The following is a 25,901-nucleotide window of genomic DNA, read 5'->3' on the forward strand; positions in this document are numbered from 1 at the left end:
ATGGTCTGAGTGTGGTGCTCGTTTGGCCGGGTGGACGTCAAGGTAAAAGCAAAACGGCAACATCCGTTGCCGTATTTGGTGTTTTCTCCCCCTCCCTGTGGTAGAGGGAACACAGAAGGGCACATAATAAATATTTATATATAACAGTGAGTTAAATGGTTGCGGCCTCGTTCAGTAACTTTGTGGCTCAACAAAAAGTTAAAAAAATCCGCCGTTATTTTGATTTTGCATAAAGGCTGCATAAGAGCAGCTGTGAAGAAGAGGCATTTTTACACCAAACATTAAGAATCCAGATGGATATTATTACTCCTTATTAAACAAAGGCTTACATATGAAATACGAATGGGTTTGTATTGCTGTTTCGTATGCATTACCTAATTTCAGCCATGCTTCAGAGATAACAAGATTGGGAAATTTAAGAGCTGAGGGTCATCAGATATGCGGGAAAACCATTGATGTTGAGGTCATCAGGATTGACAACAGATCAATATTATTGGGTCTTAAAAATAACCAAATACATAGTTTTGATTTATTTGTTTCATCCGAACCGTCAGGAGAATAGTATAATTACGCAAAATTTAACCCGGTGCAGTATGACGAACTATCCAAAAATTATATCGCAAAGAATGACCCAGAACTGGAACTGGAAGTGTCTGTGGAAGTGCCGGAAATAAAAAGCAGTTAAGCTTTACATTGGTGTCTGGCCCTCTGATATACATTTTCATGGAGCTGCAAAATTGGCCCTGTAATAAAGCGAATAATATGTGTGATGAAATGTGAAGTCTATTAGTGGTTCTAATAAAACACAGGCGATACATTATTTTTAAGGAGGTGACACCTCCTTTCGGTATGTAATTTGATACTTACTGGGGTTGTCGGTAAAGATGAGGGAAAACTAGGGGTTAGGCTGTTTTTGATATTGTTTTGTCAAGCGTGAATAGGTCCTTTAGAGGACGATTTTTTATTATCAATATAATATTATTGGAGTATATCTGTTTGAGTTTTATTTTTTTTGAGGAAAAAATAATGAATGGAAAACAGAATATAATATTAATATTGTTATTGCTATCTGTTTCAAAGATGATTTTAGCGAGCTGTGACTTTTATTCAGGTGATTACCTTGATGCCTCAGTAACGCTTGACAATATAATTGTTCAGCGCGATACGCCTCCCGGTACCGTTCTGGAAACTAAAAACATCAGTTTTACAAAATTTGGACCTTATTGTGACAATGGCGCATACGCTGTCTGGGATGTAGGCATATTTTCTACAGAATCATCAATATCGCATGTTTATGAAACCAATCTGGAGGGGATAGGTATTCGTGTATCAACAGATTACGGCGTCATTCGAAATGATCACCTGACTCCGCCTCAAATGTGGCAAAATTTAGAGGCGGTCAAAGTTGAGATAGTTAAAACTGAGGGAATAGCTCAGTCTGGTGGGTTAAACTCAGGCATGATAATGAGATGGGATGTGGGTGATGGGCCTGATTCAGCATTGACAATGCCGATTATGAAACTGTATATGACGGGAGGGAATATTACTTCTTTAAAATGTTCAATACAGTCAGGCGCAACTCTGGCGTTCCCGATGGGTAATATTCCTTCTGCTGACTTTGATCACACAGGAGCATTCTCAAAAACCACACAGACAGTCAATTTAAAGCTTGATTGCGATGAAGATGCTAATGTGAATGTCACGCTTAATGGAACACAAAATCCAGACACCTCGGACAACAGCGTGATCGCTTTATCAGAAGAAGAAAACGTAGCTACGGGAGTGGGAGTTCAGATCCTGTATGATAATAATCCGCTCAAAATTAATGAAATGCTCAACCTGAATCGATCGGCTGGTGGCCCTGAGACTTATCCGTTTACTGCCCGATATATACAAACTAAGGATAAAATTCGCGCCGGAAAAGCGAATGCAATTGCGACGTTAAACGTTACGTACCAGTAAATTAAAGGAGTGGGTGCATTTCTGTACGTTTAGCTGTTACTGATTAACTTATCTTTGAAGTTTTACCGACCGCACCCAACGGTTCATCTTTCTGACCAGCCACCCACTCCTGAATGTCTGATTTAAGCCAGCCAGGGAACGTTCCTCTCACTTTTCGGGGATCAGAAGACTCCCCTGTTTTAATCATCTTTCGGATCGTTGGGCGTTTTTCCGACCAGACGGCACATCTAACTCATTTTGATATAGCGTACTAAAGCGCCATAGGCACCTCCTGAGATCGTTTCAGTAATACTCCCGGCTGACCGGAATAAATATAGAATTCGATGAAGCCTGTCCTTGACCTTCACTATCGTACAACATACGCATGATATCGAGCACAGCGTTTTCACAGAGCAAACTACCAATGGATTTAATTGAAGAATCAAAACGTGTAATCAACTCTTTAGTGCAACACTCTCAAACGGATAATCATGCTCAATCAGTGTTTCAAATTTTTGCACTTTCGCTGAAAGAGTCTCAGGTAACATATTTTTAATAGCGTTTGATTCTGGCATATGAACCGCACATTTAAATATGATGCTCAAACTCATAATAAATCAGCAATAACCTGCTCAAACCTTTAACTTTAGAAAGCAATCACCATGATTCATTAATCATAAATTACCAGATGCTTCGTCCCGTATAACTTATGCGGAATTAACATTTTTTATTAAAGAGATGAAGATGTGGTTCACTCAAACTACGTGTGACTTTCTCATTTCCCTTCATTACCGGAGATTCAAGTTGTTTTTGACCGCATTAATTACTTTTTTTCCCATATTCTCATGTTAATTCAATAGCATAAGGGTATGCTATCTTTCCTTCCGCAACAAGGGATTGAGCTAATCAGAGTATTCCAACAGGGCGAAATGGATAATAACGTCTTACTCAGAAAACATCCAATTTCTCCATTGATTTCATGAGGTTGCTTTCCCTGCAAAAACTTATGCTGATAACCCATCCCGTTCACCACTTGCGTGATAAACAATGTACGAGCTTATTTGGCTGGTAGACGATTGACGCTTTTGAAGAAAAGACGATGTTCATCATTCGTTTTTTTTTGCATAATTTGTGAATTTATATTCATTAACTAGGTTCAAAAATTGTTCCGGAAAACAGTTTCTTGAACGTTAGCGTAATGACTGAAATTTACTTGTATAAGAAAAAAACAATAAAAACAACGTCTTTAAGCTTTTGCTTTCTTTGGTTTGATTCAATTGTTTTGGTTCATCTCCCTCCGGGAGAGGGAGAGATGAGAGCATCAGACCGCGCCGTAACAACGCTAGCTAAACATTACCTGCGCCCAGCGAGCCAACCCTGCGGTAACGGAGCCAAAGTCATCCCCACCGGCAATCGGAATGCCCGGCAGCTGTTCCGCCAGCGCTTTCTTGATCAGCGGCGAGCGGGCGCTACCTCCGGTCAGGTAAATCACGTCCGGCTTCTCTTTACCGTTCTCCAGCGCCAGCTGCACCTGCTCCAGAATACGCTGCAGCGGCTGCGCGAGCGCCGCCTCCAGCCCGTCCTGCGAAATCGCGGTGGCCAGTTCGTCGCTGATAAACGGCAAGGAAACCGCATGTTCAGCGCGATCGGAAAGGGCAATTTTGCTCTCTTCGGCAGTGCGCACCACGCGGTAGCTGAGGCGCTGACGCCACACTTTGTACAGCAGGGCGACTTTCTCGGCATCCTGCGCGTCGCGCACCAGATCGTTAAGGAAGCGGCCGTTCGCGGTGCTGTAAAAATCACTCTGCGCAGGCACGTCGTTGATGGCAATCGCGTTCCACCACGGCAGGATCGGCAGGGCGATGCCTTTTTCCGTCTGACCGCCCATGCCGAGCAGCGGCATCAGGCTTTTGAATGCCAGCGCGATATCGAGATCGTTACCGCCTACGCGGCAGCCGCTGTGCCCGAGCAGGCTGTTTTCACGATCGCGACGGTTATGCCACTGCGGTCCCATCAGCAGCAGCGAGCAGTCCGTTGTGCCCCCGCCGATATCCACGACTAATACGCGCTTCTCTTCCGTCAGCGTGGCTTCAAAATCCAGCCCCGCGGCAACCGGCTCGTACTGGAACACCACGTCGCGGAAGCCTGCCCGGTGCGCCGCGCGTTCAAGGATCCCCTGCGCCTGCTGGTTAGCCTCATCGCCGCCCAGCCCCTGGAAGTTGATCGGGCGGCCAATGACCGCCTGGGTAATCGCATCGGAGACCTGCGTCTGAGACTGATTGCGAATATGCAGCATCATCGCGCACACCAGGTCTTCGAACACCGCCACCTGCTGCGGCTTCAGTCCGCTGGCGCCGAGGAAGGATTTTGGCGACTTAACGAAGTAAACCTCTTCAGGATCTTCAATATAGTGCCCGAGCGAAGAGAGGCCGAACTGCACGCTGGACGGCGTAACGTCGATGTCTTCCTCGCGGTTAAAGCTGACCGCCCGGCGCAGCAGAGCCTGGGTCTCCGCTGCCGTGGCCGGAACCTGATGGTGGCGGAACAGCCATTCGCTTACCGCTTCACGCGTCGGCGCGCAGAGCATTGACGGCAGCAGCGTGCTCTCTTTTTCCATTTTCAGAAGCTGTGGCTGCCCGTTTTGCATAATCGCAACCGAGCAGTTTGCCGTACCGTAGTCAAATCCAATAAACACGATAAATCCCCATGCCAGTGAGAAGGGGCGAGACTTTAACGAAATGTCCGCATGGCGACAACAGGAATATGAAAGCAAGGCAATACAAGGTCTTTCCGTTTATGCTGATAAGAACAAAAAAGGAGCAACGATGTACACCCTGAACTGGCAACCCCCTTACGACTGGCAGTGGATGTTTGGCTTTCTCGGCGCGCGTGCGGTGACGGGCATTGAAACCGTCACGCATGACTACTACGAGCGCAGTTTTGCCTGCGAAGGGCATCAGGGGATATTTCGCGTAACGCCGGATATCGCCACCCATACGCTGACCGTGACGCTCAGTCCGGGGTTAATTCCGGTTGCGCAGACGTGCCTTGAACGCATCGAGCGCCTGTTCGATCTCGCCTGCAACCCGCAGCACATCGCGGATACGCTGGGGGATCTCGGTGCTGCCCGGCCGGGCTTGCGTTTGCCGGGGGCGATGGATGCGTACGAGCAGGGCGTGCGGGCGATCCTCGGGCAGCTGGTGAGCGTGGCGATGGCGGCGAAACTGACGTCGCGCGTGGTGGCGCTGTGCGGTGAGCCGATCGCGGATCGTCCGGGATATCTCTGCTTCCCCACGCCGGACGCGCTGGCGGCAGCGGACCCGCTGGCGCTGAAAGCGTTGGGCATGCCGGTAAAACGCGCGGAGTCGCTAATTCACCTGGCGCAGTCGGTCATCGACGGGACGTTTCCGCTTTTCCCGCCCGCGAATATTGAGGCCGGGATGAAGGCGCTACAGCAGCGGCCGGGGATAGGGCGCTGGACGGCAAACTACCTGGCCCTGCGCGGCTGGCAGGCGAAAGATGTCTTTCTGCCGGATGATTATCTGATTAAGCAACGCTTTGCCGGGATGACGCCCGCGCAAATTCGGCGTTATGCCGAGCGCTGGCAGCCGTGGCGCTCTTACGCGCTGCTGCACATCTGGTATACCGACGGCTGGACGCCGTCAGTTGATGGCGAAATAGCTGGTGTTGAGCAGTAGATCCAGCGGCTGCGGCTCGGCGATAGTGTCGCCATAGATGAAATCAATGCCGATGCCGGAGAGCGTATCCATCATGATGGGCTGGTTGCACGGGCCCGCGATGGTTTTCATCCCCAGACGCTGGGCGTGGCCCTGCACAATGGTCACCATCATCTCATCCATCAGATTGCCATACACGTTGCTTACCACCTCTGCGTCCAGCATCAGATAGTCGGCCATATTGGCGGTCAGGTGGGTGAAGACGTTCATGTCGCGACCCACCTGGCTGAAGATCACGCGGCAGCCCGCCTGGCGAAGCTTTTGCAGACTCCGCTGCAGGTTTTTATCCGGGCTGCACACCACGTCGGCAGAGATAACCAGATGCAGGAGACGGCCCGGCATAGGGCTTTTATCCAGCAGGTCGAGAAGTTCATCGACCAGCGTTACGCTGGCTAAACCGGCCTCAGAAAGCGGCAGCGCCACCCCCATGCCTTTACTGGCGACCTGTGCGGCAGAGGCGCGGAAAAACTCATTAAAAATACGTCTGTCGAGGGCGTGCAAAAGCTCAGGCTCGGCCAGACCCGAGCGGAAGGCATGCTCTTCCTGGACTTCGCCCTGGCTGGTCCACAGGCGTAACGACAGCAGCCAGAAATTACTGCTTTCCGGGATGCGCGGGGAAGCGACGCTGCGGGCAATCATCATCAGGTGATTGTCTTTAATCATGTGCCACTGTTCATCAAGCGACATCATGCTGCGCGTGTTGTGATCCCGCTCTTGCTGGGGTTCGTAAACCGTCACCATGCCGCGCCCGCTGTTTTTCGAGGCATAACAGGCTATATCCGCCTGCGACATCACCTCCGACGCCTGATGGTTATTTTCATCAATCAGCGTGATGCCTGCGCTGGCGCCGATCCGGTGCAGGCGGCCTTCCCACATAAAGTGATAGTCATTGATCGTGTGGATCAGGCGCCCGGCGATATAGCGCGCGCTTTCAATATTGCAGTCCGGCAGCAGTAACCCGAACTCATCTCCGCCCAGACGCGCCAGCACGTCGCTGGAGCGGAGCATGGTCAACATCAGGGAAGAGAGTTCCCGCAGCAGGGCATCCCCCGCCGCATGGCCTGCCGTATCGTTGACGGCTTTAAAGCGATCGAGATCGATGAAGACCAGAGCATGACGCTGGCGCGTTTCGCGAACGGTCTGCAGGAGGCGTTTTAGATGATTTTCGAAGCTGACCCGGTTTGCCAGATGGGTCAGGGCATCGTGGGAGGCGCTATAGCTCAGCTGACGCAGCATTTTGCGCGACTCGGTCACGTCCTGAATCACGATAACCGAGCCAATATTCTGCCCGTCCAGCGTGCTGAGCGGCGTAATGCTGTAGTGAATATCAAAATTCCCGCCGGTCCGGCAGTTCAGCACCACGTCCTGATCGATATCGGAACGGGACATATCGCCGCTGTGAATATTTTCCATCAGCGGCCCTTTTTCACCAAAGGTGATGTGCAGCACCTTGAGGATCGGCTGGCCGATAGCCTCGGTCTGCAGCCAGCCGCTCATTTTCTCGGCCACCGGGTTCATGAAGGTGACGTTCATGTTGATATCGGTGCACAGCACCGCTTCACCGATGGAATCGAGGGTGATGTGCAGACGCTCTTTTTCCTGGAAGAGGGCCTCGTTGAGCTGCTTCACCTCGGTCATGTCCATGTTGATACCGAGCAGCCGTTCGACTTCACCCTGCTTATTGAGCACCCGGTTCGCCAGGGAGCGAATGTGGCGCACGCCTTCCTTCACGCGGATGCGGAATTCCAGCTTAAACGGCAGACGGGAAATCAGCGAGTCCCGCAGCACCTGCTCAGCGTGGGCACGATCTTCCGGCAGCATCGTGTCATGCCAGAGCTGCCAGGTGGGCTTGATGTGCGGCGGGATTTCATACAGCTCAAACATCCGCTTGTCCCAGCTGATAATGTCTGGCTCCAGATCCCACTCCCAGATGCCGATACCGCCCGCTTCGTTAGCCAGCGTAATGCGCTCCATCAGGCGTTTGTTGACCCACTCGGTCTGCTTCAGGTCGTTAATGTCTTCAATCTGGGCGATAAAATAGAGCGGCGAGCCGTCGGCATGGCGCACGACGGAGACGGCAAGGAGCGCCCAGACCACTTCCCCGTCGCGGGCGTAATAGCGCTTCTCAAGGGTATAGGTATTGATGTCGCCGTTGACCAGCTGTTCGAGCTGTTCCAGGTCGGTGTGCAGATCTTCCGGCCAGGTAAGCTGCTGGAAGGTCAGCGACTGAAGCTCCGTCTGGCTGTAACCGAGGAAATTGCACAGCGCCTTGTTAGCCTGCAGCCATTTGCCCTCAATGCTGACCAGCGCCATACCGATAGCGGAATACTCCATCGCATTGCGGAAACGCTCCTCGCTTTCGGTGATGTGTTTGCGCTCGGCGCGGAAGGCGTACATCACCATGGTCATCACGTTGGCAGGCAGGAGCAGCATCAGGAACGGCAGCCACGGGGCGTTCAGCATCGCCCCAACGTGCTGGGTTGTCAGCGCCACAGGGTTTTGGGCAATCATCAGCGACACAACCATCACGGTGACCAGAAACACCAGGAACGCTTCCATTCGCGGCAAGCGCACGGCGCTCCACATAAGCAAAACGATTACGCAGGTGAAAGGCCACGGCAGCCAGGTGATGGCTGCCCAGCTGAGGGCCAGCGTTACGGCCAGCGTGGTCAGGGTTTCCAGCAGCAGTCTCGGGTTACGGTGGCGCAGCAGATAATGCGGTTTAAACAACAGCCCCAACGGAACCACCGCCAGCGCGCCGATGGCTTCGGACAACACCCAGACGAAGAAATTACGCAGGGGTTCAGGGCCGGGAGCCAGCAGGGACACCAGCAAGCCGCCCACCAGCGGCGGGATCACTGCGCTGCCGATGGCCACGCGGATCCAGTCATTCAGATTCTGCAGCGGGTTGTACCACGGGAGCAATTTGCGCAGCAATAGCGCACCGGTAAAGGCTTCAACCACGTTAATCGAGGTGTAGGTGAGGCTTATCGATCCCCACGAAAAGAGCATCCAGGTGGCCAGAATATTGCCGAACGAACAGGCCAGGGCGATTCCCGGCCACATTTTTCCTGCATGGCGGTAAAACGCCACCATCATAATGGCGGTGGGGAACCAGAGCGGGGCCAGCAGGGTGCCGAACCGGGTAAGCTCCAGGGAAAATAAGGTAAAGATAAAGGTGACCAGGCCCAGACAGACAAGTCGTATTAAAGGATGTGGGGTGGTAACCAAAACCCGCTGGTATTGTTTATTCATTACCGCTTTATCCAGAGACGCCATGCCGTCAGGGAAGATGTCCGAACGCGTGAATTTGATAATTTGGTTTATGCTAGTACAAACAATTTACAATTCATATGGTGACCGCTCAGAATTTGACACCACAGACTTATTAAATAGAGGCTCCGTGAAAAAAAAACGGTTAAACGCTGAAAAAACGCTCATTTAAATTTCACTCAGGGAATAAGATGTCACTTTTCGGCCAGTCTCGCAGAACCTGTGCTTTCGACTGGTATCACGCCCGCGAAATCCCTATAATTGCCGCGTTTGACGCTCCGGCGTCGTCCTTCCTTAACATCCAGGTTAATCAGGTCGCTAAATTTATGACTGATAAGTCTCATCAATGCGTCATTATAGGCATCGCCGGCGCATCGGCTTCAGGTAAAAGTCTAATTGCCAGTACGCTCTATCGCGAACTGCATGAACAAGTAGGTGATGAGCATATCGGCGTCATTCCCGAAGACAGCTATTACAAAGATCAATCCCATCTGTCGATGGAAGAACGCGTCAAAACCAACTATGACCACCCGAATGCAATGGATCACAGCTTGCTGTTCCAGCATTTAGAAGCGCTTAAGAGCGGCCAGGCGATTGAGCTGCCCGTTTACAGTTACGTAGAACACACCCGCACCCGGGAAACCATCCGCATCGAGCCGAAAAAGGTCATTATCCTTGAAGGGATCCTGCTGCTGACCGACGCCCGCCTGCGTGAATCCATGAACTTCTCGATTTTCGTTGATACCCCGCTGGATATCTGCCTGATGCGCCGCATCAAGCGTGACGTGAATGAACGCGGCCGTTCGATGGACTCCGTCATGGCGCAATACCAGAAAACGGTCCGCCCGATGTTCCTGCAGTTTATTGAGCCATCCAAACAATACGCCGATATCATCGTGCCGCGCGGGGGTAAAAACCGCATTGCTATTGATATCTTAAAAGCGAAAATCAGCCAGTTTTTTGAATAACCCGCGTGAATTGTGTACCGTTCAGAGATAACCTGGTTTTACCCTGAGCGCTTACCGCCTCAGGGTACGATGCATGAAAGGAGAAAGTGGCATGCGTCTTTGCGATCGCGATATTGAAGCCTGGCTGGATGAAGGCCGTTTGTCTATTACCCCGCGCCCACCCGTTGAGCGTATCAATGGCGTGACCGTTGATGTCCGCCTGGGGAATAAATTCCGCACCTTTAGTGGCCACACTGCGCCGTTCATTGACCTCAGCGGGCCGAAGGACGAAGTCAGCGCCGCGCTCGATCGCGTGATGAGTGACGAAATCGTAATTGATGAAGGCGAAGCTTTTTATCTGCATCCCGGTGAACTGGCCTTGGCGGTGACGTTTGAATCCGTCACCCTGCCTCCGGACCTGGTCGGCTGGCTTGATGGCCGTTCTTCGCTGGCGCGACTGGGGCTGATGGTTCACGTGACCGCGCACCGTATCGATCCAGGCTGGTCGGGGCGTATCGTGCTGGAATTCTTCAATGCCGGTAAATTGCCGCTGGCGCTGCGCCCGGGCATGATGATCGGCGCGTTAAGCTTTGAACCGCTGTCAGGCCCGGCAGATCGTCCTTATAACCGTCGGCAGGACGCAAAATATCGCGACCAGCAGGGCGCGGTTGCCAGCCGTATTGATAAAGACTGATCGTTAGCCCATTGAGGATGCCATGAGAAGAGTTCTGACGACGCTGATGATTTTGCTGGTGGTGCTGGTGGCTGGCCTTTCGGCGTTGGTTCTGCTGGTTAACCCCAACGATTTCCGCGCTTACATGGTGCGGCAGGTCGAGGCGCGCAGTGGTTATCAACTGAAGCTTGACGGGCCGCTGCGCTGGCACGTCTGGCCGCAGCTCAGCATTCTCTCTGGCCGCATGTCGCTCACGGCACCGGGGGCGTCCCAGCCGCTGGTGTCCGCAGACAACATGCGTCTCGATGTGGCGCTGATCCCGCTCATTTCCCATCAGCTGCAGGTTAAGCAGGTGATGCTGAAAGGCGCGGTGATTCAGCTCACCCCGCAAACCGAAGCCGTGCGTGATGCCAGTGCGCCGGTTGCGCCGCGCGAAAATACTCTGCCTGATGAACCGTCCGATACCGGCTGGTCCTTTGATATCGGCAAGCTGAAAGTTGCCGACAGCGTGTTGGTTTTCCAGCATGAGCACCAGGAGCAGGTGACCATTCGCAACATCAACCTGCAGATGGAACAGGATGCTCACCATCTTGCGTCGCTGGAATTTAGCGGGCGCGTGAACCGCGATCAGCGCGATTTGACCCTGTCGCTGAATGCTAATGTGAACGCCTCGGACTACCCGCATCAGCTCACGGCCGACATCCAGCAGCTGAACTGGCAGCTGACGGGTGCCGATCTCCCCACCCAGGGGATAACCGGGCAGGGAACGCTGCAGGCCGTGTGGCGCGAAGAGCAAAAGCAGCTGGAGCTGGATAATCTCAACCTGCAGGCAAATGACAGTAGCCTGAAGGGACAGGCGAGCGTCACGCTCGAAGAGAAGCCGAAGTGGGTGCTGAATCTGCAGTTTGACAAGCTCAATCTGGAAAACCTGCTGCCGCCTCTGCCGGCCAGCGCCACGGACAACGATGCCACCCAGACGGGGCAAAGCCAGGCACCGGCATCACGTCCGGTTATCTCGTCTAATCTCGATCAGCCTGACTATAACGCGCTGCGCGGGTTCACGGCGGATATTCTGCTGAAAGCCAATAGCCTGCGCTGGCGCGGCATTGATTTTACCGACGTGAGCAGCCAGATGTTTAACCATAACGGTTTGCTGGTGATCTCCGAACTGAGCGGGAAGATGGGCGCAGGAAACCTCTCGCTGCCCGGCACGCTGGACGTCCGTAAAGACGTTGCCAGCGCCGAATTCCAGCCGCGTCTCGACAACGTTGAGATAGGCACCATCCTGAACGCGTTCAACTATCCGATATCCCTGACGGGGCAATTGACGCTCGCGGGTGACTTCTCAGGCACGAAAATTGATGCCGATGCTTTCCGCCGCGAGTGGCAGGGGCAGGCGCATCTTGATCTGAAGAATTCCCGTATGGAAGGGCTTAACTTCCAGCAGCTGGTGCAGCAGGCGGTCGAGCGCAGCAGCGATGTAAAAGCCCAGGATAACTACGACAGTGCAACGCGCCTCGACAGCTTCACCGCGGACCTGACGCTGGACAATGGACAACTCACTCTCGACGGGATGCAGGGCGCCTCTTCACTGTTATCAATGACCGGTGAAGGTAAGCTGGATCTGGTGAAAGAGACGGCGGACACGCGCTTTAACGTGCAGGTACTTTCCGGCTGGCAGGGTGAAAGCAAGCTCATCGACTTCCTGAAAGAGACGCCGGTCCCGCTGACCGTATACGGCAAATGGCAGGCCCTGAATTACAGCCTGCAGGTGGATCAGATCCTGCGCAAGCATCTGCAGGATGAAGCGAAACGTCGGCTTAGCGGTTGGGCGGATCGTAATAAAGATTCACAGGACGGTAAGGACGTGAAGAAGCTGCTGGATAAGCTTTGATGTCCGTTGCGCCGGGTGGCGGCTTCGCCTTACCCGGCTGCCAGTGCGGCCTGATGCCCTCACCCCAGCCCTCTCCCACGGGAGAGGGACCAAACCCTAAAACGGCAACCTGGTTGCCGTTTTGTTTTATTTACACCTCAAAATCCAGTTCTTCCTCATCCCGCAGCGGAATGAGCTGAACCTTCTGCACGCGATGGTTTTCAATCTGCAGCGTTTTGAGCAGATAGTCGCCCACCTGAACCTCTTCTCCCGGCTGCGGGATACGCTGTAAATACTCCATCAGCAGGCCGGCAATGGTGTGGTATTCCCGTTTTTCGTCCAGCGGCAGCGGCACGTACTGCACAAGGTCTTCCAGCGGCATGTGGCCGTTGGCCGTCCACGAGCCGTCCGCGTTTTTCTGGATGTCGTGGCGGGCATCAATCTCATCCACCTCGTTTGGCAGATTACCGGCGATGGTTTCCATCACGTCGCTGAGCGTGACCAGCCCTTCCACCGAACCAAACTCATCCACCACGAAGGCAAAGTGCGTGCGCGCGTTGCGAAATTGCTCAAGGGCAGAGAGCAGCGGTAGCCCTTCCGGGAAGACCAGCGGCTGGCGCACCAGCGCGCGCAGGTTGAGCGGCTCACCGCGAAGCTGCTGCTGGAGCAGGTCAATAACGTGCACCACGCCCAGCAGCTCCTCTTCCTCTTCACCGCCGGTCACCACCACGCGGGTGTGCTGGTTTTTATCCAGCAGGGCGCGAATGTGCTCTTCTGGTGCCGTCAGGTCGATATGCTCAATGTCGTGCCGCGAGGTCATGATGCTGCTGACCGTCCGCTGATTCAGATTAAGCACCCGCTCGATCATCCGTCGTTCCTGCGGGTCGAAGATCAGCCCGTCGCTGTGATCGGCCAGCATGGCGGAGGATTCTGCATCCAGCTCCGCATCCTCTTTCTTACCGCTTAGCAGGCGCATAACCGTGTCGGCCGTGCGCTGACGCAGGGTCTGATTCGCGGACAGGAAGCGGCGGCGGTTAAATATCGCCAGCTGGTTGAGCGCTTCAATCATGACGGAGAATCCGATGGCGGCGTACAGGTAACCTTTCGGAATATGGAAGCCAAAACCGTCGGCCACCAGGCTAAAGCCAATCATCAGCAGGAAGCTCAGGCAGAGGATCACGATGGTCGGGTGACTGTTCACAAAGCGGGTCAGCGCCTTGCTGGCCATGACCATCAGCGTGATGGCAATGATTACCGCGGCCATCATCACCGCAAGGTGGTCCACCATCCCGACGGCGGTGATCACCGAGTCGAGAGAAAAGACCGCATCCAGCACCACGATTTGCGCCACCACCGGCCAGAATTTCGCTCCGCGACGCTGGGTCGGGTTCTCGCTGTCTTTACCCTCCAGCCGCTCGTTGAGCTCCACCGTGGCTTTGAACAGCAGGAACAACCCGCCGAAGAGCATGATCAGATCGCGGGCGCTAAAACTCAGGCCGTGAATGGAGAACAGAGGCTGTGTGAGCGTGACCATCCAGGAGATAGAGGCCAGCAGCAGTAAACGCATCACCATCGCCAGCAGCAGACCCGTCACGCGCGCGCGGTCGCGCTGGGAAGGGGGCAGTTTTTCAGCGAGGATGGCGATAAAGACCAGATTATCAATCCCGAGCACCAGCTCGATGACGACCAGCGTAACCAGCCCGGCCCAGATTGAGGGATCGGCAATCCATTCCATAGTAATAGCAATACCTTCTGTTATATGACGAATGTCACACTTCGATCATGGATAAAGCTGGGGGAAATTGCAATGCCGGGCTGAGATTTCTCTTAATACGACGGGTAAAAAAGAGAGCATTCTCAATAGGGTGTAAATAAGCGAAATACGTATATTTAATTACAAAGAATGCATTTTAGGATATATCGCAGGTAATGATTTTTACTCTTATTTTGTCAATATAAAGAAAATCCTAAAAGCTCAAAAATTTGCTCTTAATATTAATCTTAAAAACCATTATTAGGACAGTTGTCTCCTTGCCTGCTATTAGGTTAGCTGCAACAATTCTCCCAGCATCAAATGTTAAATCTCGGTGTTGCTATTAATGTTCGGTCTTCAGGGGTGGTTATTCATTATCCGTCGGGTTTCTCAAGCGACTGATATATTTCCAGAAGACCTTGCTCAAGAGGGTGTCTATCCATAACACATTGTTTAGTCAGTGGATTGGTAACTGAAAGCCAAGGGCGGTAGCGTGCCTGAAAGCGTGTGAATCAGCCTCGATTATTCTGTCAATAGCCAATGGATGAATAAGCTTTTTTTAGGACTGATGCCAGTTATATTTCTATTTGATTAACTGCATGCTGAAACCCAATACGACTCGAGCTTATTTAAATTGCACAGGATAATTACTCTGCCAAAGTGATAAATAATCAATGATGAAATCCAAAATGAAATTGATGCCATTATTGGTGTCTGTGACCTTGATGAGTGGTTGCACGGTCTTTCCCGGCAGCAATATGTCAACAATGGGTAAGGATGTGATCAAGCAACAGGATGCCGATTTTGATCTCGACAAAATGGTGAATGTTTATCCACTTACGCCTCGTCTGGTCGAACAATTACGTCCACGTCCGAATGTTGCCCAGCCGAATATGTCGCTGGACCAGGAAATTGCGTCCTACCAGTATCGCGTGGGGCCGGGTGACGTGATCAACGTGACCGTCTGGGACCACCCTGAACTGACCACGCCAGCGGGCCAGTACCGTAGCTCAAGCGACACCGGTAACTGGGTACAGTCAGATGGCACCATGTTCTATCCCTACATTGGTAAAGTCCATGTTGCAGGGAAAACGCTTGCCGAGATCCGTAGTGATATTACCGGCCGCTTAGCGCAGTACATCGCCGATCCGCAGGTGGACGTTAATATCGCCGCATTCCGCTCGCAAAAAGCCTATATCTCCGGCCAGGTGAACAAATCCGGCCAGCAGGCCATCACCAACGTTCCTCTGACCGTACTGGATGCCATCAACGCCGCGGGCGGGTTAACCGACGGCGCCGACTGGCGCAACGTCGTGCTCACCCACAACGGGAAGGAGCAGCGTATTTCGCTGCAGGCGCTGATGCAAAACGGCGATCTGACCCAGAACCGCCTGCTCTATCCGGGCGACATTCTCTACGTGCCGCGCAATGACGATCTGAAAGTCTTCGTGATGGGTGAAGTGAAGAAACAGAGCACCCTCAAAATGGACTTCAGCGGTATGACGCTGACCGAAGCGCTGGGCAATGCTGAGGGTATCGATCTGACGACCTCTAACGCGACCGGTATCTTCGTTATCCGTCCGCTGAAAGGTGAGGGCAGTGCGAAAGGCAAGATTGCCAACATCTACCAGCTGGATATGTCCGATGCGACCTCTCTGGTGATGGCAACGGAGTTCCGTCTCCAGCCATACGATGTGGTGTATGTCACCACCGCGCCGGTTGCCCGCTGGAACCGTCTGATCAACCAGTTGCTGCCAACCATCAGTGGCGTTCGCTACATGACGGATACGGCGCGCGACATTCATACCTGGTAATCCGCGATGTTTAACAAAATTCTGGTGGTATGCGTGGGGAACATTTGCCGTTCCCCTACGGCTGAACGGTTGTTGAAACACTACCAGCCCGAACTGACCGTTGATTCGGCCGGGCTGGGTGCACTGGTCGGTAAAGGTGCCGATGAGCGCGCAACGAGCGTGGCGCGGGATCATCACCTCTCTCTCGACGGCCACGTGGCCCGCCAGGTCACTGGCCGCATGTGCCGGGAGTATGACCTGATCCTGACGATGGAAAAACGCCATATTCATGCGCTGTGCGATATCGCTCCGGAGATGCGCGGCAAGGTGATGCTGTTTGGTCACTGGGACAATGAACGTGAAATCCCCGATCCGTATCGCAAAAGCCATGAGGCCTTTGAGGCGGTTTACACCTTACTTGACCAGTCTGCCCAACAGTGGGCGCAGGCACTGAAAGTTCAGCAGGGATAACAATGACAGAAAAAACAAGACCTTCTGCCGCCCCGACTTCGGGCAGTGATGAAATTGATATTGGGCGCCTGGTCGGCACTGTTGTAGAGGCAAAGTGGTGGGTGCTGGGCATTACCGCCGTGTTCGCCGCGGCGGCCGTCGTCTATACGCTGTTCGCCACCCCTATCTACAGCGCCGACGCGCTGGTGCAGATCGAGCAGAATACCGGCAACTCGCTGGTGCAGGACATTGGTTCCGCGCTGGCGAACAAGCCGCCGGCATCCGACGCCGAAATTCAGCTCATCCAGTCACGCCTGGTGCTGGGTAAAACGGTTCACGACCTCGGGCTCGATATCTCCGTCACCAAAAATACCTTCCCAGTCTTTGGTGCCGGCTGGGATCGGCTGATGGGGCGCAACAACGACACGGTGAAAGTCACTGACTTCGTGCTGCCGAAAGGGGCGGCCGATCAGACGTTTACCCTGACGGTGCTTGGCCCGAAACAGTATCAGCTAACCAGTGACGCAGGCTTTAGCGCCCGCGGCGAAGTGGGGCAGATGCTGACCAAAGACGGCGTCAGCATGATGGTCAGCGCGATTAACGCTCAGGAGGGCGGCGAATTCACCGTCACCAAATTCTCCACCCTGGGGATGATCAACAATCTGCAAAACAACCTGACCGTCACCGAAAACGGTAAGGACACCGGCGTGCTGAGCATGACTTTTACCGGTGAAGATAAGGATCAAATCCGCGACATCCTGAACAGCATTACCCGCAACTATCTTGAGCAGAACGTTGAGCGTAAGTCGGCGGAAGCGGCGAAAAGCCTGGCTTTCCTCGCGAAACAGCTCCCGGAAGTGCGCGCCCATCTGGATGATGCCGAGAACAAGCTGAACGCCTATCGTCAGGATAAAGACTCCGTTGACCTGCCTTTGGAGGCGAAATCGGTCCTCGATTCGATGGTCAACATTGATGCGCAGCTCAACGAGCTGACCTTCAAAGAGGCGGAGATTTCCAAGCTTTATACCAAGCGCCACCCGGCCTACCGCACGCTGCTGGAGAAGCGCCGTACGCTGGAAGAGGAGAAGGCGAAGCTCAATGACCGCGTGACCGCGATGCCGAAAACGCAGCAGGAGATCGTGCGTCTGACCCGAGACGTGGAGTCCGGACAGCAGGTTTACATGCAGCTGCTGAACAAGCAGCAGGAGCTGAAAATCACCGAAGCCAGTACCGTCGGTGACGTGCGCATCGTCGACCCGGCCATTACCCAGCCTGGCGTGCTGAAGCCGAAGAAAGCGCTGATTATTCTCGGCAGCATTATTCTCGGCCTGATGCTCTCCATCGTGGGCGTGCTGCTGCGTTCGCTATTCAACCGCGGTATCGAAAGCCCGCAGGTGCTGGAAGAGAGCGGTATCAACGTCTATGCCAGCATTCCACTGTCTGAGTGGCAAAAATCCCGCGACAGCGTCAAAACCATCAAGGGCGTCAAGCGTTACAAACAGAGCCAGCTTCTGGCGGTGGGTAACCCGACCGACCTCGCCATCGAAGCGATCCGTAGCCTGCGTACCAGTCTGCACTTCGCCATGATGCAGGCCAAAAACAACGTCCTGATGTTAACCGGCGTGAGTCCGTCAATCGGTAAAACCTTCGTCTGCGCCAACCTGGCGGCGGTGGTCAGCCAGACCAACAAGCGCGTGCTGCTGATCGACTGCGATATGCGTAAGGGCTACACCCACGAACTGCTGGGCACCAACAACGTGAACGGTCTGTCGGAAATCCTGCTCGGCAAAGGTGAAATCAGCCAGAGCGCGAAACCCACAACGGTGCCGAAATTTGACCTGATCCCGCGCGGTCAGGTGCCGCCTAACCCGTCCGAGCTGCTGATGAGCGAACGCTTCACCCAGCTGATCGAGTGGGCGAGCAAAAATTACGACCTGGTGCTGATCGATACGCCGCCAATTCTGGCCGTGACCGACGCAGCGGTTGTTGGCCGCCACGCTGGCACCACCCTGATGGTGGCGCGTTACGCGGTCAACACCCTGAAAGAGGTGGAAACCAGCCTGAGCCGCTTCGAGCAGAACGGTATTGAGGTGAAAGGGGTGATCCTGAACTCCATCTTCCGCCGCGCGACCGGGTACCAGGATTACGGCTATTACGAGTACGAATATAAATCTGACAGCAAATAAAAATCCCCCTCACCCTAACCCTCTCCCCAGAGGGGAGAGCAGCTTTCTCCCTCCGGGAGAGGAGCGGGGTGAGGGATAAGGGGAAGACCATGACCACACAACGCCCTTTAGTTTCAATCTATATGCCGACATGGAATCGTCAGCAGCTGGCGATCCGCGCAATCAAATCCGTCCTGCGACAGGATTACGATAACTGGGAGCTGATCATCGTTGATGACTGCTCTTCCTCGTATGAACAGCTGCAAAAGTTTGTGACTGACCTCAACGACCCGCGGGTGGTCTATACGCATAACGCCATTAACTCCGGCGCATGTGCGGTGCGTAATCAGGCGATTATGCAGGCCAAAGGGCAGTATCTGACCGGGATCGACGACGATGACGAATGGACGCCGAACCGCCTGTCTATCTTCCTGTCGCATAAAGAACAGCTGGTCACGCACGCTTTCCTGTATGCCAACGACTATGTCTGCCAGGGCGAGGTTTACTCGCAGCCCGCGAGTCTGCCGCTGTACCCGAAATCGCCGTATTCTCGCCGCCTGTTCTACAAGCGCAACATTATTGGTAACCAGGTCTTCACCTGGGCGTGGCGCTTCAAAGAGTGCCTGTTCGATACCGAACTTAAGGCCGCGCAGGATTACGACATCTTCCTGCGCATGGTGGTGGAGTATGGCGAGCCGTGGAAAGTGGAAGAGGCCACGCAGATCCTGCATATCAACCACGGGGAGATGCAAATCACCTCCTCGCCGAAGAAGTTCTCCGGCTACTTCCATTTTTACCGCAAGCACAAGGACAAGTTTGACCGTGCCAGCCGTAAATATCAGCTCTTTACCCTCTATCAGATCCGCAATAAGCGCATGAACTGGCGCACGCTGCTGACGCTGCTGTCCGTGCGTAACGGCAAGCGCCTGGCTGACGGGCTTCGGGGGAAATAATGTTTCTGGAAGATTGCCGCGCTAACAGCTGGAGCCTGCGTCCGTGCTGCATGGTTCTGGCGTACCGCATCGCGCACTTTTGCTCGGTGTGGCGTAAGAAAAACGTGCTGAACAATATCTGGGCGGCGCCCGTGCTGGTGCTGTACCGCATCATCACCGAATGCTTTTTTGGCTATGAAATTCAGGCCGCTGCGACCATTGGCCGCCGCTTTACCATCCATCACGGCTATGCGGTGGTGATCAACAAGTTTGTGGTCGTCGGCGATGATTTCACCATTCGTCATGCGGTCACCATTGGCAACCGCGGGCCTGACAGCCTGGCCTGCCCGGTCATCGGCAATAACGTCGAGCTGGGCGCGAACGTGGTGATCGTCGGTGACATTACGATTGGTAATAACGTCACGATTGGTGCTGGCAGCGTGGTGCTGGACAGCATTCCGGATAACGCGCTGGTGGTGGGGGAAAAAGCCCGCGTGAAGGTGATTAAATGAACATTCTGCAATTTAACGTACGCCTCGCAGAAGGCGGAGCGGCAGGCGTGGCCCTGGATCTGCACCAGCGCGCGCTGCAAAAAGGACTTCAGTCTCGGTTTATTTACGGCTACGGCAAAGGCGGCAAGAAAAGCGTCAGCCACGATAATTTCCCGCAGGTGCACAAGCATACGCCGCGTCTGACCTCGATTGCCAACATTGCGCTGTTCCGTCTGTTTAACCGCGATCTGTTTGGCAACCTGAACAATCTTTATCGCACGGTTACCCGCACCGCGGGCCCGGTTGTGCTGCATTTTCACGTGCTGCACAGCTACTGGCTGAATCTTGAAGAGGTGGTGGCGTTTTGTCAGAAGGTGCAGGCCCACAAGCCCGACACCCGCTTTGTCTGGACGCTGCACGATCACTGGAGCGTGACCGGACGCTGCGCGTTTACCGACGGCTGCGAAGGCTGGAAAGATAACTGCCAGAAATGCCCGACGTTAAGCAACTACCCGCCGGTGAAGGTGGATCGCGCGCATCAGCTGGTGGCCGGAAAGCGTCAGCTGTTCCGCGACATGCTCTCGCTCGGCTGTACGTTTATCTCCCCGAGCCAGCACGTGGCCGATGCCTTCAACAGCCTGTACGGGGCAGGGCGCTGTCAGATTATCAACAACGGCATCGACGTGGCGACGGAAGCCATTCTTGCCGAGCTGACCCCGGTGGCCGAAACCGCGGACAAACCGAAAATCGCTATCGTTGCGCATGACCTGCGTTACGACGGTAAGACCAACCAGCAGCTGGTGCGCGACATGATGGCGCTGGGTGACAGGATAGAGCTTCACACCTTCGGCAAGTTTTCGCCGTTCGAAGGGACCAACGTGGTGAACCACGGGTTTGAAACCGACAAGCGCAAGCTGATGAGCGCGCTGAATGAAATGGACGCGCTGGTGTTCAGCTCCCGCGTGGATAACTACCCGCTGATCCTCTGCGAGGCGCTCTCTATCGGCGTGCCGGTGATTGCCACCCACAGCGATGCGGCGCGCGAAGTGCTGGAAAAGTCCGGCGGGAAAACCTTCACGGAGCAGGAGGTCCTGCCGCTGGTACAGCTGCCGAAGGCGCAGATTGCTGAGATCGTTTTTGGCACTGACCTGGAATCGTTCCGCAACCGCAGCCGCAAGGCCTACAGTGGACAACAGATGCTGGAGGAATATGTCTCGTTCTATCAGAATCTGTAGTTATCTGCTGCTGCCGCTGATTTACCTGCTGGTCAACGTCAAAATTGCCCAGCTCGGCGAAAGCTTCCCGATAACCATCGTAACCTTCTTGCCCGTTCTGCTTCTGCTGTATGTCGATAAAATCAACCTCAAGAAGCTGATGATTGCCTTAGGGCTGGGCACGGGCCTGACGCTGTTTAACTACATCTTTGGCCAGTCGCTGGATGCCAGTAAATACGTCACGTCGACCATGCTGTTTGTTTATATTGTTATTATTATCGGAATGGTCTGGAGTATTCGGTTTAAAACTATTTCCCCGCACAATTATCGGAAAATCCTTAGGTTCTTTTATATTGCCGTTGCGTTAATTGTTATGCTTGCCGCACTGGAGATGGCGCAAATTATTCTCACCGGCGGCAGCAGCCTGATGGAGATAATTTCGAAATATCTCATTTACAGTAACAGCTATGTATTGAACTTCATCAAGTTTGGCGGGAAGCGTACTACGGCCCTCTATTTTGAACCGGCGTTTTTCGCTCTGGCGTTAATCTCAATTTGGCTCAGCATCAAACAGTTTGGTATCAAAACGCCTAAGACCGATGCTATGATTCTTGCAGGAATTGTTCTGTCTGGATCGTTCTCAGGGGTAATGACATTTATCCTGTTTTACCTGCTGGAGTGGGCGTTCCAGTACCTGAACAAAGATGCGATTAAGAAAAAAATGCCGCTGGCGATTATCTCTCTGACGGTATTTATGGTAGGCGTGATATTTGCCTTCCCGTACATCTCAGAACGTCTGGGTGATTTGGGAACGGAAGGGTCTTCGTCCTATTATCGCATCATTGGGCCACTGGTGATGGTGGGTTATTCCTTAACCCATATTGATGGGGTAGTAAGATTCGGCTCACTTTACGAATATGTTGCATCATTCGGAATCTTTAACGGTGCGGATGTCGGTAAAACCATAGACAATGGTCTGTATCTGTTAATTATTTATTTTTCGTGGTTCGCCGTACTGTTGACCCTGTGGTATCTGTTTAAAGTTTTCAAAATGATGATTAACGCGTTTGGTGATAACCAGAACTTTCGCGTTCAGCTTTATCTGTTTACTCCGGTGTCGCTGTTTTTTACCGGGTCAATATTTAGCCCGGAATATGCTTTCTTGATTGTCTGTCCGTTTATTCTGCGCAAGGCGCTTAATATTACGAACGTATGACGAAATGAGGTGATTTATGTTTCTTAGCGTCATTACTGTCGCTTTTCGTAATTACGAAGGGGTGGTAAAAACCTGGCGCTCGCTGCGCAACCTGGCGCGCGATCCAAGCCTCACCTTTGAGTGGATTGTGGTCGACGGCGGCTCGAACGATGGCACGGCGGAGTTTCTGGAAAAACTCAACGGTGAGTTCAACTTACGCTACATCAGCGAGAAAGATAAAGGCATCTATGATGCGATGAATAAAGGCATCAACATGGCGCAAGGCCGTTATGCCATCTTCCTGAACTCGGGCGATATTTTCCATGAAGACGTGGCGCTGTTTGCCCGTCAGCTGGCTCGCCAGAAAGAGGACGCCATGTATATTGGCGATGCGCTGCTCGATTTTGGCGACGGACATAAAGTGTGCCGCAGCGCGAAGCCAGGCTGGTATATCTACCACAGCCTGCCGGCCAGCCATCAGGCTATTTTCTTCCCGGTAAAAGGTCTGAAAAAACAGCCTTACGATTTGCAGTATAAAGTGTCTTCCGATTATGCGCTGGCAGCCAGCCTGTATAAATCAGGTTACCCGTTCCGTCGAATTAAAGGGCTGGTGTCTGAATTCTCAATGGGCGGCGTGTCAACGTCTAATAATCTGGAATTGTGCCAGGACGCCAAAAACGTACAGCGTAAAATATTACGCGTGCCGGGGTTCTGGGCGGAATTGTCCTATTTATTACGCCTACGTACCACAGGCAAAACGAAAACCTTATATAACAAAGCCTGAATATAAGGAAACGCAATGCAGGATTTAAAAGGTTTCTCCGTGCCGAAAGGTTTTCGGGGCGGGAACGGTATTAAGGTACAGCTGTGGTGGGCCGTTCAGGCAACATTATTTGCCTGGTCGCCGCAAATAATGTACCGCTGGCGAGCCTTTTTATTGCGCCTGTTTGGCGCAAAAATCGGAAAAAACGTAGTCATCCGACCTTCTGTGAAAATTACCTATCCGTGGAAATTAACGCTGGGGGATTACGCATGGGTTGGGGATGACGCGGTGTTATATACCCTTGGCGAAATTACGATTGGCGCAAATTCGGTGGTTTCACAGAAATGTTATTTGTGCACCGGCAGCCACGACTTTATGAGTCAGCATTTTGATATTACCGCTTCGCCTGTTGTGATTGGCGAAAAATGCTGGCTGGCAACGGATGTTTTTGTTGCACCGGGTGTTTCTGTTGGCGATGGCACGGTAGTCGGTGCCCGCAGCAGCGTTTTTAAATCGCTACCGGCAAATAAAATTTGCCGTGGCAACCCCGCAGTGGTGATACGCGAACGCGTTGAAACTGATTAAATTCATAAGTAGAGGAATATAAACATGTCTAAAGTCGCTCTCATCACCGGCGTTACCGGGCAGGATGGTTCTTACCTGGCAGAGTTCCTGCTGGAAAAAGGGTATGAAGTGCACGGTATTAAACGTCGTGCGTCTTCTTTCAACACCGAACGTGTGGATCATATTTATCAGGATCCTCACGCGGCGAACCCGAAATTCCACCTGCACTACGGCGACCTGACCGATACCTCCAACCTGACCCGTATCCTGCAGGAAGTACAGCCGGATGAAGTCTACAACCTGGGCGCGATGAGCCACGTAGCGGTCTCCTTCGAATCCCCGGAATACACCGCTGACGTTGATGCCATGGGTACGCTGCGTCTGCTGGAAGCAATCCGCTTCCTCGGCCTTGAGAAGAAAACTCGCTTCTACCAGGCATCCACTTCCGAGCTGTACGGCCTGGTGCAGGAAATCCCACAGAAAGAGACCACGCCGTTCTACCCGCGCTCTCCGTATGCGGTAGCAAAACTGTACGCCTACTGGATCACCGTGAACTACCGTGAATCCTACGGCATGTACGCCTGTAACGGCATTCTGTTCAACCACGAATCTCCGCGTCGCGGCGAAACCTTCGTGACCCGCAAAATCACCCGCGCTATCGCCAACATCGCGCAGGGTCTGGAGTCTTGCCTGCACCTCGGCAACATGGATTCCCTGCGTGACTGGGGCCATGCCAAAGACTACGTGAAAATGCAGTGGATGATGCTGCAGCAGGAACAGCCAGAAGACTTCGTGATTGCGACCGGCGTGCAGTACTCCGTACGTCAGTTCGTTGAAATGGCCGCGGCACAGCTGGGCATCAAACTGCGCTTCGAAGGTACCGGCGTGGAAGAGAAAGGTATCGTGGTTTCCGTAACCGGTCACGACGCGCCGGGCGTGAAGCCAGGCGACGTGATTGTCCAGGTTGACCCGCGCTACTTCCGTCCTGCTGAAGTGGAAACCCTGCTGGGCGACCCAACCAAAGCGCACGAGAAGCTGGGCTGGAAACCAGAAATCACTCTGCAGGAAATGGTTTCCGAGATGGTAGCTAAAGATCTTGAAGCAGCGAAAAAACACTCCCTGCTCAAGTCTCATGGCTACGAGGTTGCCATCGCGCTGGAGTCCTGAGAATGACAAAACAACGTATTTTTGTCGCCGGTCATCGCGGAATGGTGGGTTCCGCGATTGTTCGCCAGCTCGAACAGCGCGGTGACGTGGAAGTGGTTGTCCGCACGCGCGACGAGCTGAACCTGCTCGACAGCCGTGCGGTACAGGACTTCTTTGCTAACGAACGCATTGACCAGGTGTATCTGGCGGCGGCGAAGGTGGGCGGCATTGTCGCTAACAACACCTACCCGGCGGATTTCATCTACGAAAACATGATGATCGAGAGCAACATCATTCACGCCGCGCATCTGCACAACGTGAATAAGCTGCTGTTCCTCGGATCGTCCTGTATTTACCCGAAAATGGCGAAACAGCCGATCGCCGAGAGCGAACTGCTGCAGGGCACGCTTGAAGCAACCAACGAGCCGTACGCGATTGCCAAGATTGCCGGGATCAAGCTGTGCGAGTCCTATAACCGTCAGTACAACCGCGACTATCGTTCGGTGATGCCGACCAACCTGTACGGACCGCACGACAACTTCCACCCGAGCAACTCGCACGTGATCCCGGCGCTGCTGCGCCGCTTCCACGAGGCGACCGCCGAGAACGCGCCGGACGTGGTGGTGTGGGGCAGCGGTACGCCGATGCGTGAATTCCTGCACGTGGACGACATGGCTGCCGCCAGCATTCACGTGATGGAGCTGGATCGCGAGGTGTGGCAGGAGAACACCGAGCCGATGCTGTCGCACATCAACGTTGGTACCGGCGTGGACTGCACCATTCGCGAGCTGGCACAAACCATCGCGCAGGTAGTGGGCTACAAAGGCCGCGTGGTGTTTGACGCGACGAAACCGGACGGCACGCCGCGCAAGCTGCTGGACGTGACCCGTCTGCATCAGCTGGGCTGGTATCACGAGGTGTCACTGGAGCAGGGGCTGGCCAGTACCTACCAGTGGTTCCTGGAAAACCAGCACCGCTTCCGGGGGTAACG

The 25,901-nt window shown here is 53.5% G+C and carries 19 protein-coding genes; 16 read left to right on the top strand and 3 right to left on the bottom strand.

All coding sequences use genetic code 11. The features are described from left to right. Positions 1 to 1,026 precede the first annotated feature (1,026 nt). Positions 1,027 to 1,962, top strand: a complete 936-nt coding sequence (locus tag ACZ6J2_RS07285; protein WP_471725287.1) for a fimbrial protein — start codon at positions 1,027 to 1,029, stop codon at positions 1,960 to 1,962. A gap of 1,321 nt (positions 1,963 to 3,283) precedes the next feature. Here the strand turns inward: ACZ6J2_RS07285 and yegD are convergent. Next, on the bottom strand, positions 3,284 to 4,636 hold the full coding sequence (yegD, locus tag ACZ6J2_RS07290; protein WP_471725288.1) for a molecular chaperone: 1,353 nt from the start codon (positions 4,634 to 4,636) through the stop codon (positions 3,284 to 3,286). 130 nt (positions 4,637 to 4,766) lie between these two features. On the opposite strand from yegD, the gene alkA reads away from it, so the two are divergent. Next, positions 4,767 to 5,639: a DNA-3-methyladenine glycosylase 2 gene (gene alkA, locus ACZ6J2_RS07295; RefSeq protein WP_471725289.1), complete on the top strand. Its 873-nt coding sequence runs from the start codon at positions 4,767 to 4,769 to the stop codon at positions 5,637 to 5,639. On the opposite strand, the gene ACZ6J2_RS07300 is transcribed toward alkA, so the two are convergent. After that, a complete protein-coding gene (locus tag ACZ6J2_RS07300) occupies positions 5,604 to 8,933 on the bottom strand; it encodes a diguanylate cyclase (protein WP_471725290.1) in 3,330 nt (1,109 codons plus the stop codon). The two genes, alkA and ACZ6J2_RS07300, sit on opposite strands and share 36 nt — an antisense overlap. A 344-nt stretch (positions 8,934 to 9,277) precedes the next feature. Here ACZ6J2_RS07300 and udk point away from each other — a divergent pair, with 344 nt between their 5' ends. The 3 genes from udk (at position 9,278) to asmA (ending at position 12,465) form a co-directional block, all read left to right on the top strand. Beyond that, on the top strand, positions 9,278 to 9,919 hold the full coding sequence (gene udk, locus ACZ6J2_RS07305) for a uridine kinase (RefSeq protein ID WP_471725363.1): 642 nt from the start codon (positions 9,278 to 9,280) through the stop codon (positions 9,917 to 9,919). Between the two features lie 91 nt (positions 9,920 to 10,010). Then, the gene (gene dcd / locus ACZ6J2_RS07310; RefSeq protein ID WP_023312408.1) at positions 10,011 to 10,592 is read left to right on the top strand and encodes a dCTP deaminase; all 582 of its coding nucleotides are present in this window, start codon (positions 10,011 to 10,013) and stop codon (positions 10,590 to 10,592) included. Between the two features lie 22 nt (positions 10,593 to 10,614). Next, complete coding sequence (gene asmA, locus ACZ6J2_RS07315) at positions 10,615 to 12,465, top strand: outer membrane assembly protein AsmA (RefSeq protein ID WP_471725291.1); 1,851 nt, start codon at positions 10,615 to 10,617, stop codon at positions 12,463 to 12,465. Between the two features lie 130 nt (positions 12,466 to 12,595). Here the strand turns inward: asmA and ACZ6J2_RS07320 are convergent, their stop codons facing one another. Continuing rightward, a complete protein-coding gene (locus ACZ6J2_RS07320; protein WP_471725292.1) occupies positions 12,596 to 14,179 on the bottom strand; it encodes a TerC family protein in 1,584 nt (527 codons plus the stop codon). A gap of 692 nt (positions 14,180 to 14,871) precedes the next feature. Here ACZ6J2_RS07320 and ACZ6J2_RS07325 point away from each other — a divergent pair. The 11 genes from ACZ6J2_RS07325 to fcl all read left to right on the top strand — a co-directional run bounded on the left by ACZ6J2_RS07325 (position 14,872) and on the right by fcl (position 25,899). Next, positions 14,872 to 16,011: a polysaccharide export protein gene (locus ACZ6J2_RS07325; protein ID WP_014170829.1), complete on the top strand. Its 1,140-nt coding sequence runs from the start codon at positions 14,872 to 14,874 to the stop codon at positions 16,009 to 16,011. 6 nt (positions 16,012 to 16,017) lie between these two features. Further along, positions 16,018 to 16,461, top strand: a complete 444-nt coding sequence (gene wzb, locus ACZ6J2_RS07330) for a low molecular weight protein-tyrosine-phosphatase Wzb (protein WP_023312405.1) — start codon at positions 16,018 to 16,020, stop codon at positions 16,459 to 16,461. A 2-nt stretch (positions 16,462 to 16,463) separates the two neighbouring features. Next, positions 16,464 to 18,626, top strand: coding sequence for a tyrosine-protein kinase Wzc (gene wzc / locus ACZ6J2_RS07335; protein WP_331395196.1), 2,163 nt, complete (start codon positions 16,464 to 16,466; stop codon positions 18,624 to 18,626). 89 nt (positions 18,627 to 18,715) lie between these two features. Next, positions 18,716 to 19,558, top strand: a complete 843-nt coding sequence (gene wcaA, locus ACZ6J2_RS07340; protein WP_023312403.1) for a colanic acid biosynthesis glycosyltransferase WcaA — start codon at positions 18,716 to 18,718, stop codon at positions 19,556 to 19,558. Beyond that, on the top strand, positions 19,558 to 20,049 hold the full coding sequence (gene wcaB / locus ACZ6J2_RS07345) for a colanic acid biosynthesis acetyltransferase WcaB (protein WP_471725293.1): 492 nt from the start codon (positions 19,558 to 19,560) through the stop codon (positions 20,047 to 20,049). The genes wcaA and wcaB overlap by 1 nt, the downstream gene beginning before the upstream one ends. Then, positions 20,046 to 21,263, top strand: coding sequence for a colanic acid biosynthesis glycosyltransferase WcaC (gene wcaC / locus ACZ6J2_RS07350; protein ID WP_471725294.1), 1,218 nt, complete (start codon positions 20,046 to 20,048; stop codon positions 21,261 to 21,263). Before wcaB ends, wcaC begins: the two co-directional genes overlap by 4 nt. Next, complete coding sequence (wcaD, locus tag ACZ6J2_RS07355) at positions 21,238 to 22,458, top strand: colanic acid polymerase WcaD (protein WP_471725364.1); 1,221 nt, start codon at positions 21,238 to 21,240, stop codon at positions 22,456 to 22,458. Before wcaC ends, wcaD begins: the two co-directional genes overlap by 26 nt. 16 nt (positions 22,459 to 22,474) lie before the next feature. Continuing rightward, positions 22,475 to 23,221 (top strand): colanic acid biosynthesis glycosyltransferase WcaE, encoded by a 747-nt coding sequence (gene wcaE, locus ACZ6J2_RS07360; RefSeq protein WP_033145980.1) that lies wholly within the window; start codon positions 22,475 to 22,477, stop codon positions 23,219 to 23,221. A gap of 15 nt (positions 23,222 to 23,236) precedes the next feature. Then, positions 23,237 to 23,785 (top strand): colanic acid biosynthesis acetyltransferase WcaF, encoded by a 549-nt coding sequence (gene wcaF / locus ACZ6J2_RS07365; protein WP_126330698.1) that lies wholly within the window; start codon positions 23,237 to 23,239, stop codon positions 23,783 to 23,785. Positions 23,786 to 23,809: 24 nt separating this feature from the next. After that, positions 23,810 to 24,931 carry a GDP-mannose 4,6-dehydratase gene (gene gmd / locus ACZ6J2_RS07370; protein WP_014884502.1) on the top strand — a complete coding sequence of 374 codons (1,122 nt, stop codon included), beginning with the start codon at positions 23,810 to 23,812 and terminating at the stop codon, positions 24,929 to 24,931. Between the two features lie 2 nt (positions 24,932 to 24,933). After that, a complete protein-coding gene (fcl, locus tag ACZ6J2_RS07375; protein ID WP_013097874.1) occupies positions 24,934 to 25,899 on the top strand; it encodes a GDP-L-fucose synthase in 966 nt (321 codons plus the stop codon). The last annotated feature ends 2 nt before the right edge of the window (positions 25,900 to 25,901 follow it).

The organism is Enterobacter sp. E14S, from assembly GCF_055666685.1.

Coding starts and splice junctions, on each gene's coding strand:
- dcd (WP_023312408.1), top strand. CDS start 10,011: ATGCGTCTTTGCGATCGCGATATTGAAGCCTGGCTGGATGAAGGCCGT.
- asmA (WP_471725291.1), top strand. CDS start 10,615: ATGAGAAGAGTTCTGACGACGCTGATGATTTTGCTGGTGGTGCTGGTG.
- wcaC (WP_471725294.1), top strand. CDS start 20,046: ATGAACATTCTGCAATTTAACGTACGCCTCGCAGAAGGCGGAGCGGCA.
- alkA (WP_471725289.1), top strand. CDS start 4,767: ATGTACACCCTGAACTGGCAACCCCCTTACGACTGGCAGTGGATGTTT.
- wcaF (WP_126330698.1), top strand. CDS start 23,237: ATGCAGGATTTAAAAGGTTTCTCCGTGCCGAAAGGTTTTCGGGGCGGG.
- wcaD (WP_471725364.1), top strand. CDS start 21,238: ATGTCTCGTTCTATCAGAATCTGTAGTTATCTGCTGCTGCCGCTGATT.
- wcaE (WP_033145980.1), top strand. CDS start 22,475: ATGTTTCTTAGCGTCATTACTGTCGCTTTTCGTAATTACGAAGGGGTG.
- wcaB (WP_471725293.1), top strand. CDS start 19,558: ATGTTTCTGGAAGATTGCCGCGCTAACAGCTGGAGCCTGCGTCCGTGC.
- ACZ6J2_RS07300 (WP_471725290.1), bottom strand. CDS start 8,933: ATGAATAAACAATACCAGCGGGTTTTGGTTACCACCCCACATCCTTTA.
- wzc (WP_331395196.1), top strand. CDS start 16,464: ATGACAGAAAAAACAAGACCTTCTGCCGCCCCGACTTCGGGCAGTGAT.
- fcl (WP_013097874.1), top strand. CDS start 24,934: ATGACAAAACAACGTATTTTTGTCGCCGGTCATCGCGGAATGGTGGGT.
- wzb (WP_023312405.1), top strand. CDS start 16,018: ATGTTTAACAAAATTCTGGTGGTATGCGTGGGGAACATTTGCCGTTCC.
- gmd (WP_014884502.1), top strand. CDS start 23,810: ATGTCTAAAGTCGCTCTCATCACCGGCGTTACCGGGCAGGATGGTTCT.
- wcaA (WP_023312403.1), top strand. CDS start 18,716: ATGACCACACAACGCCCTTTAGTTTCAATCTATATGCCGACATGGAAT.
- udk (WP_471725363.1), top strand. CDS start 9,278: ATGACTGATAAGTCTCATCAATGCGTCATTATAGGCATCGCCGGCGCA.
- ACZ6J2_RS07325 (WP_014170829.1), top strand. CDS start 14,872: ATGATGAAATCCAAAATGAAATTGATGCCATTATTGGTGTCTGTGACC.
- ACZ6J2_RS07285 (WP_471725287.1), top strand. CDS start 1,027: ATGAATGGAAAACAGAATATAATATTAATATTGTTATTGCTATCTGTT.
- ACZ6J2_RS07320 (WP_471725292.1), bottom strand. CDS start 14,179: ATGGAATGGATTGCCGATCCCTCAATCTGGGCCGGGCTGGTTACGCTG.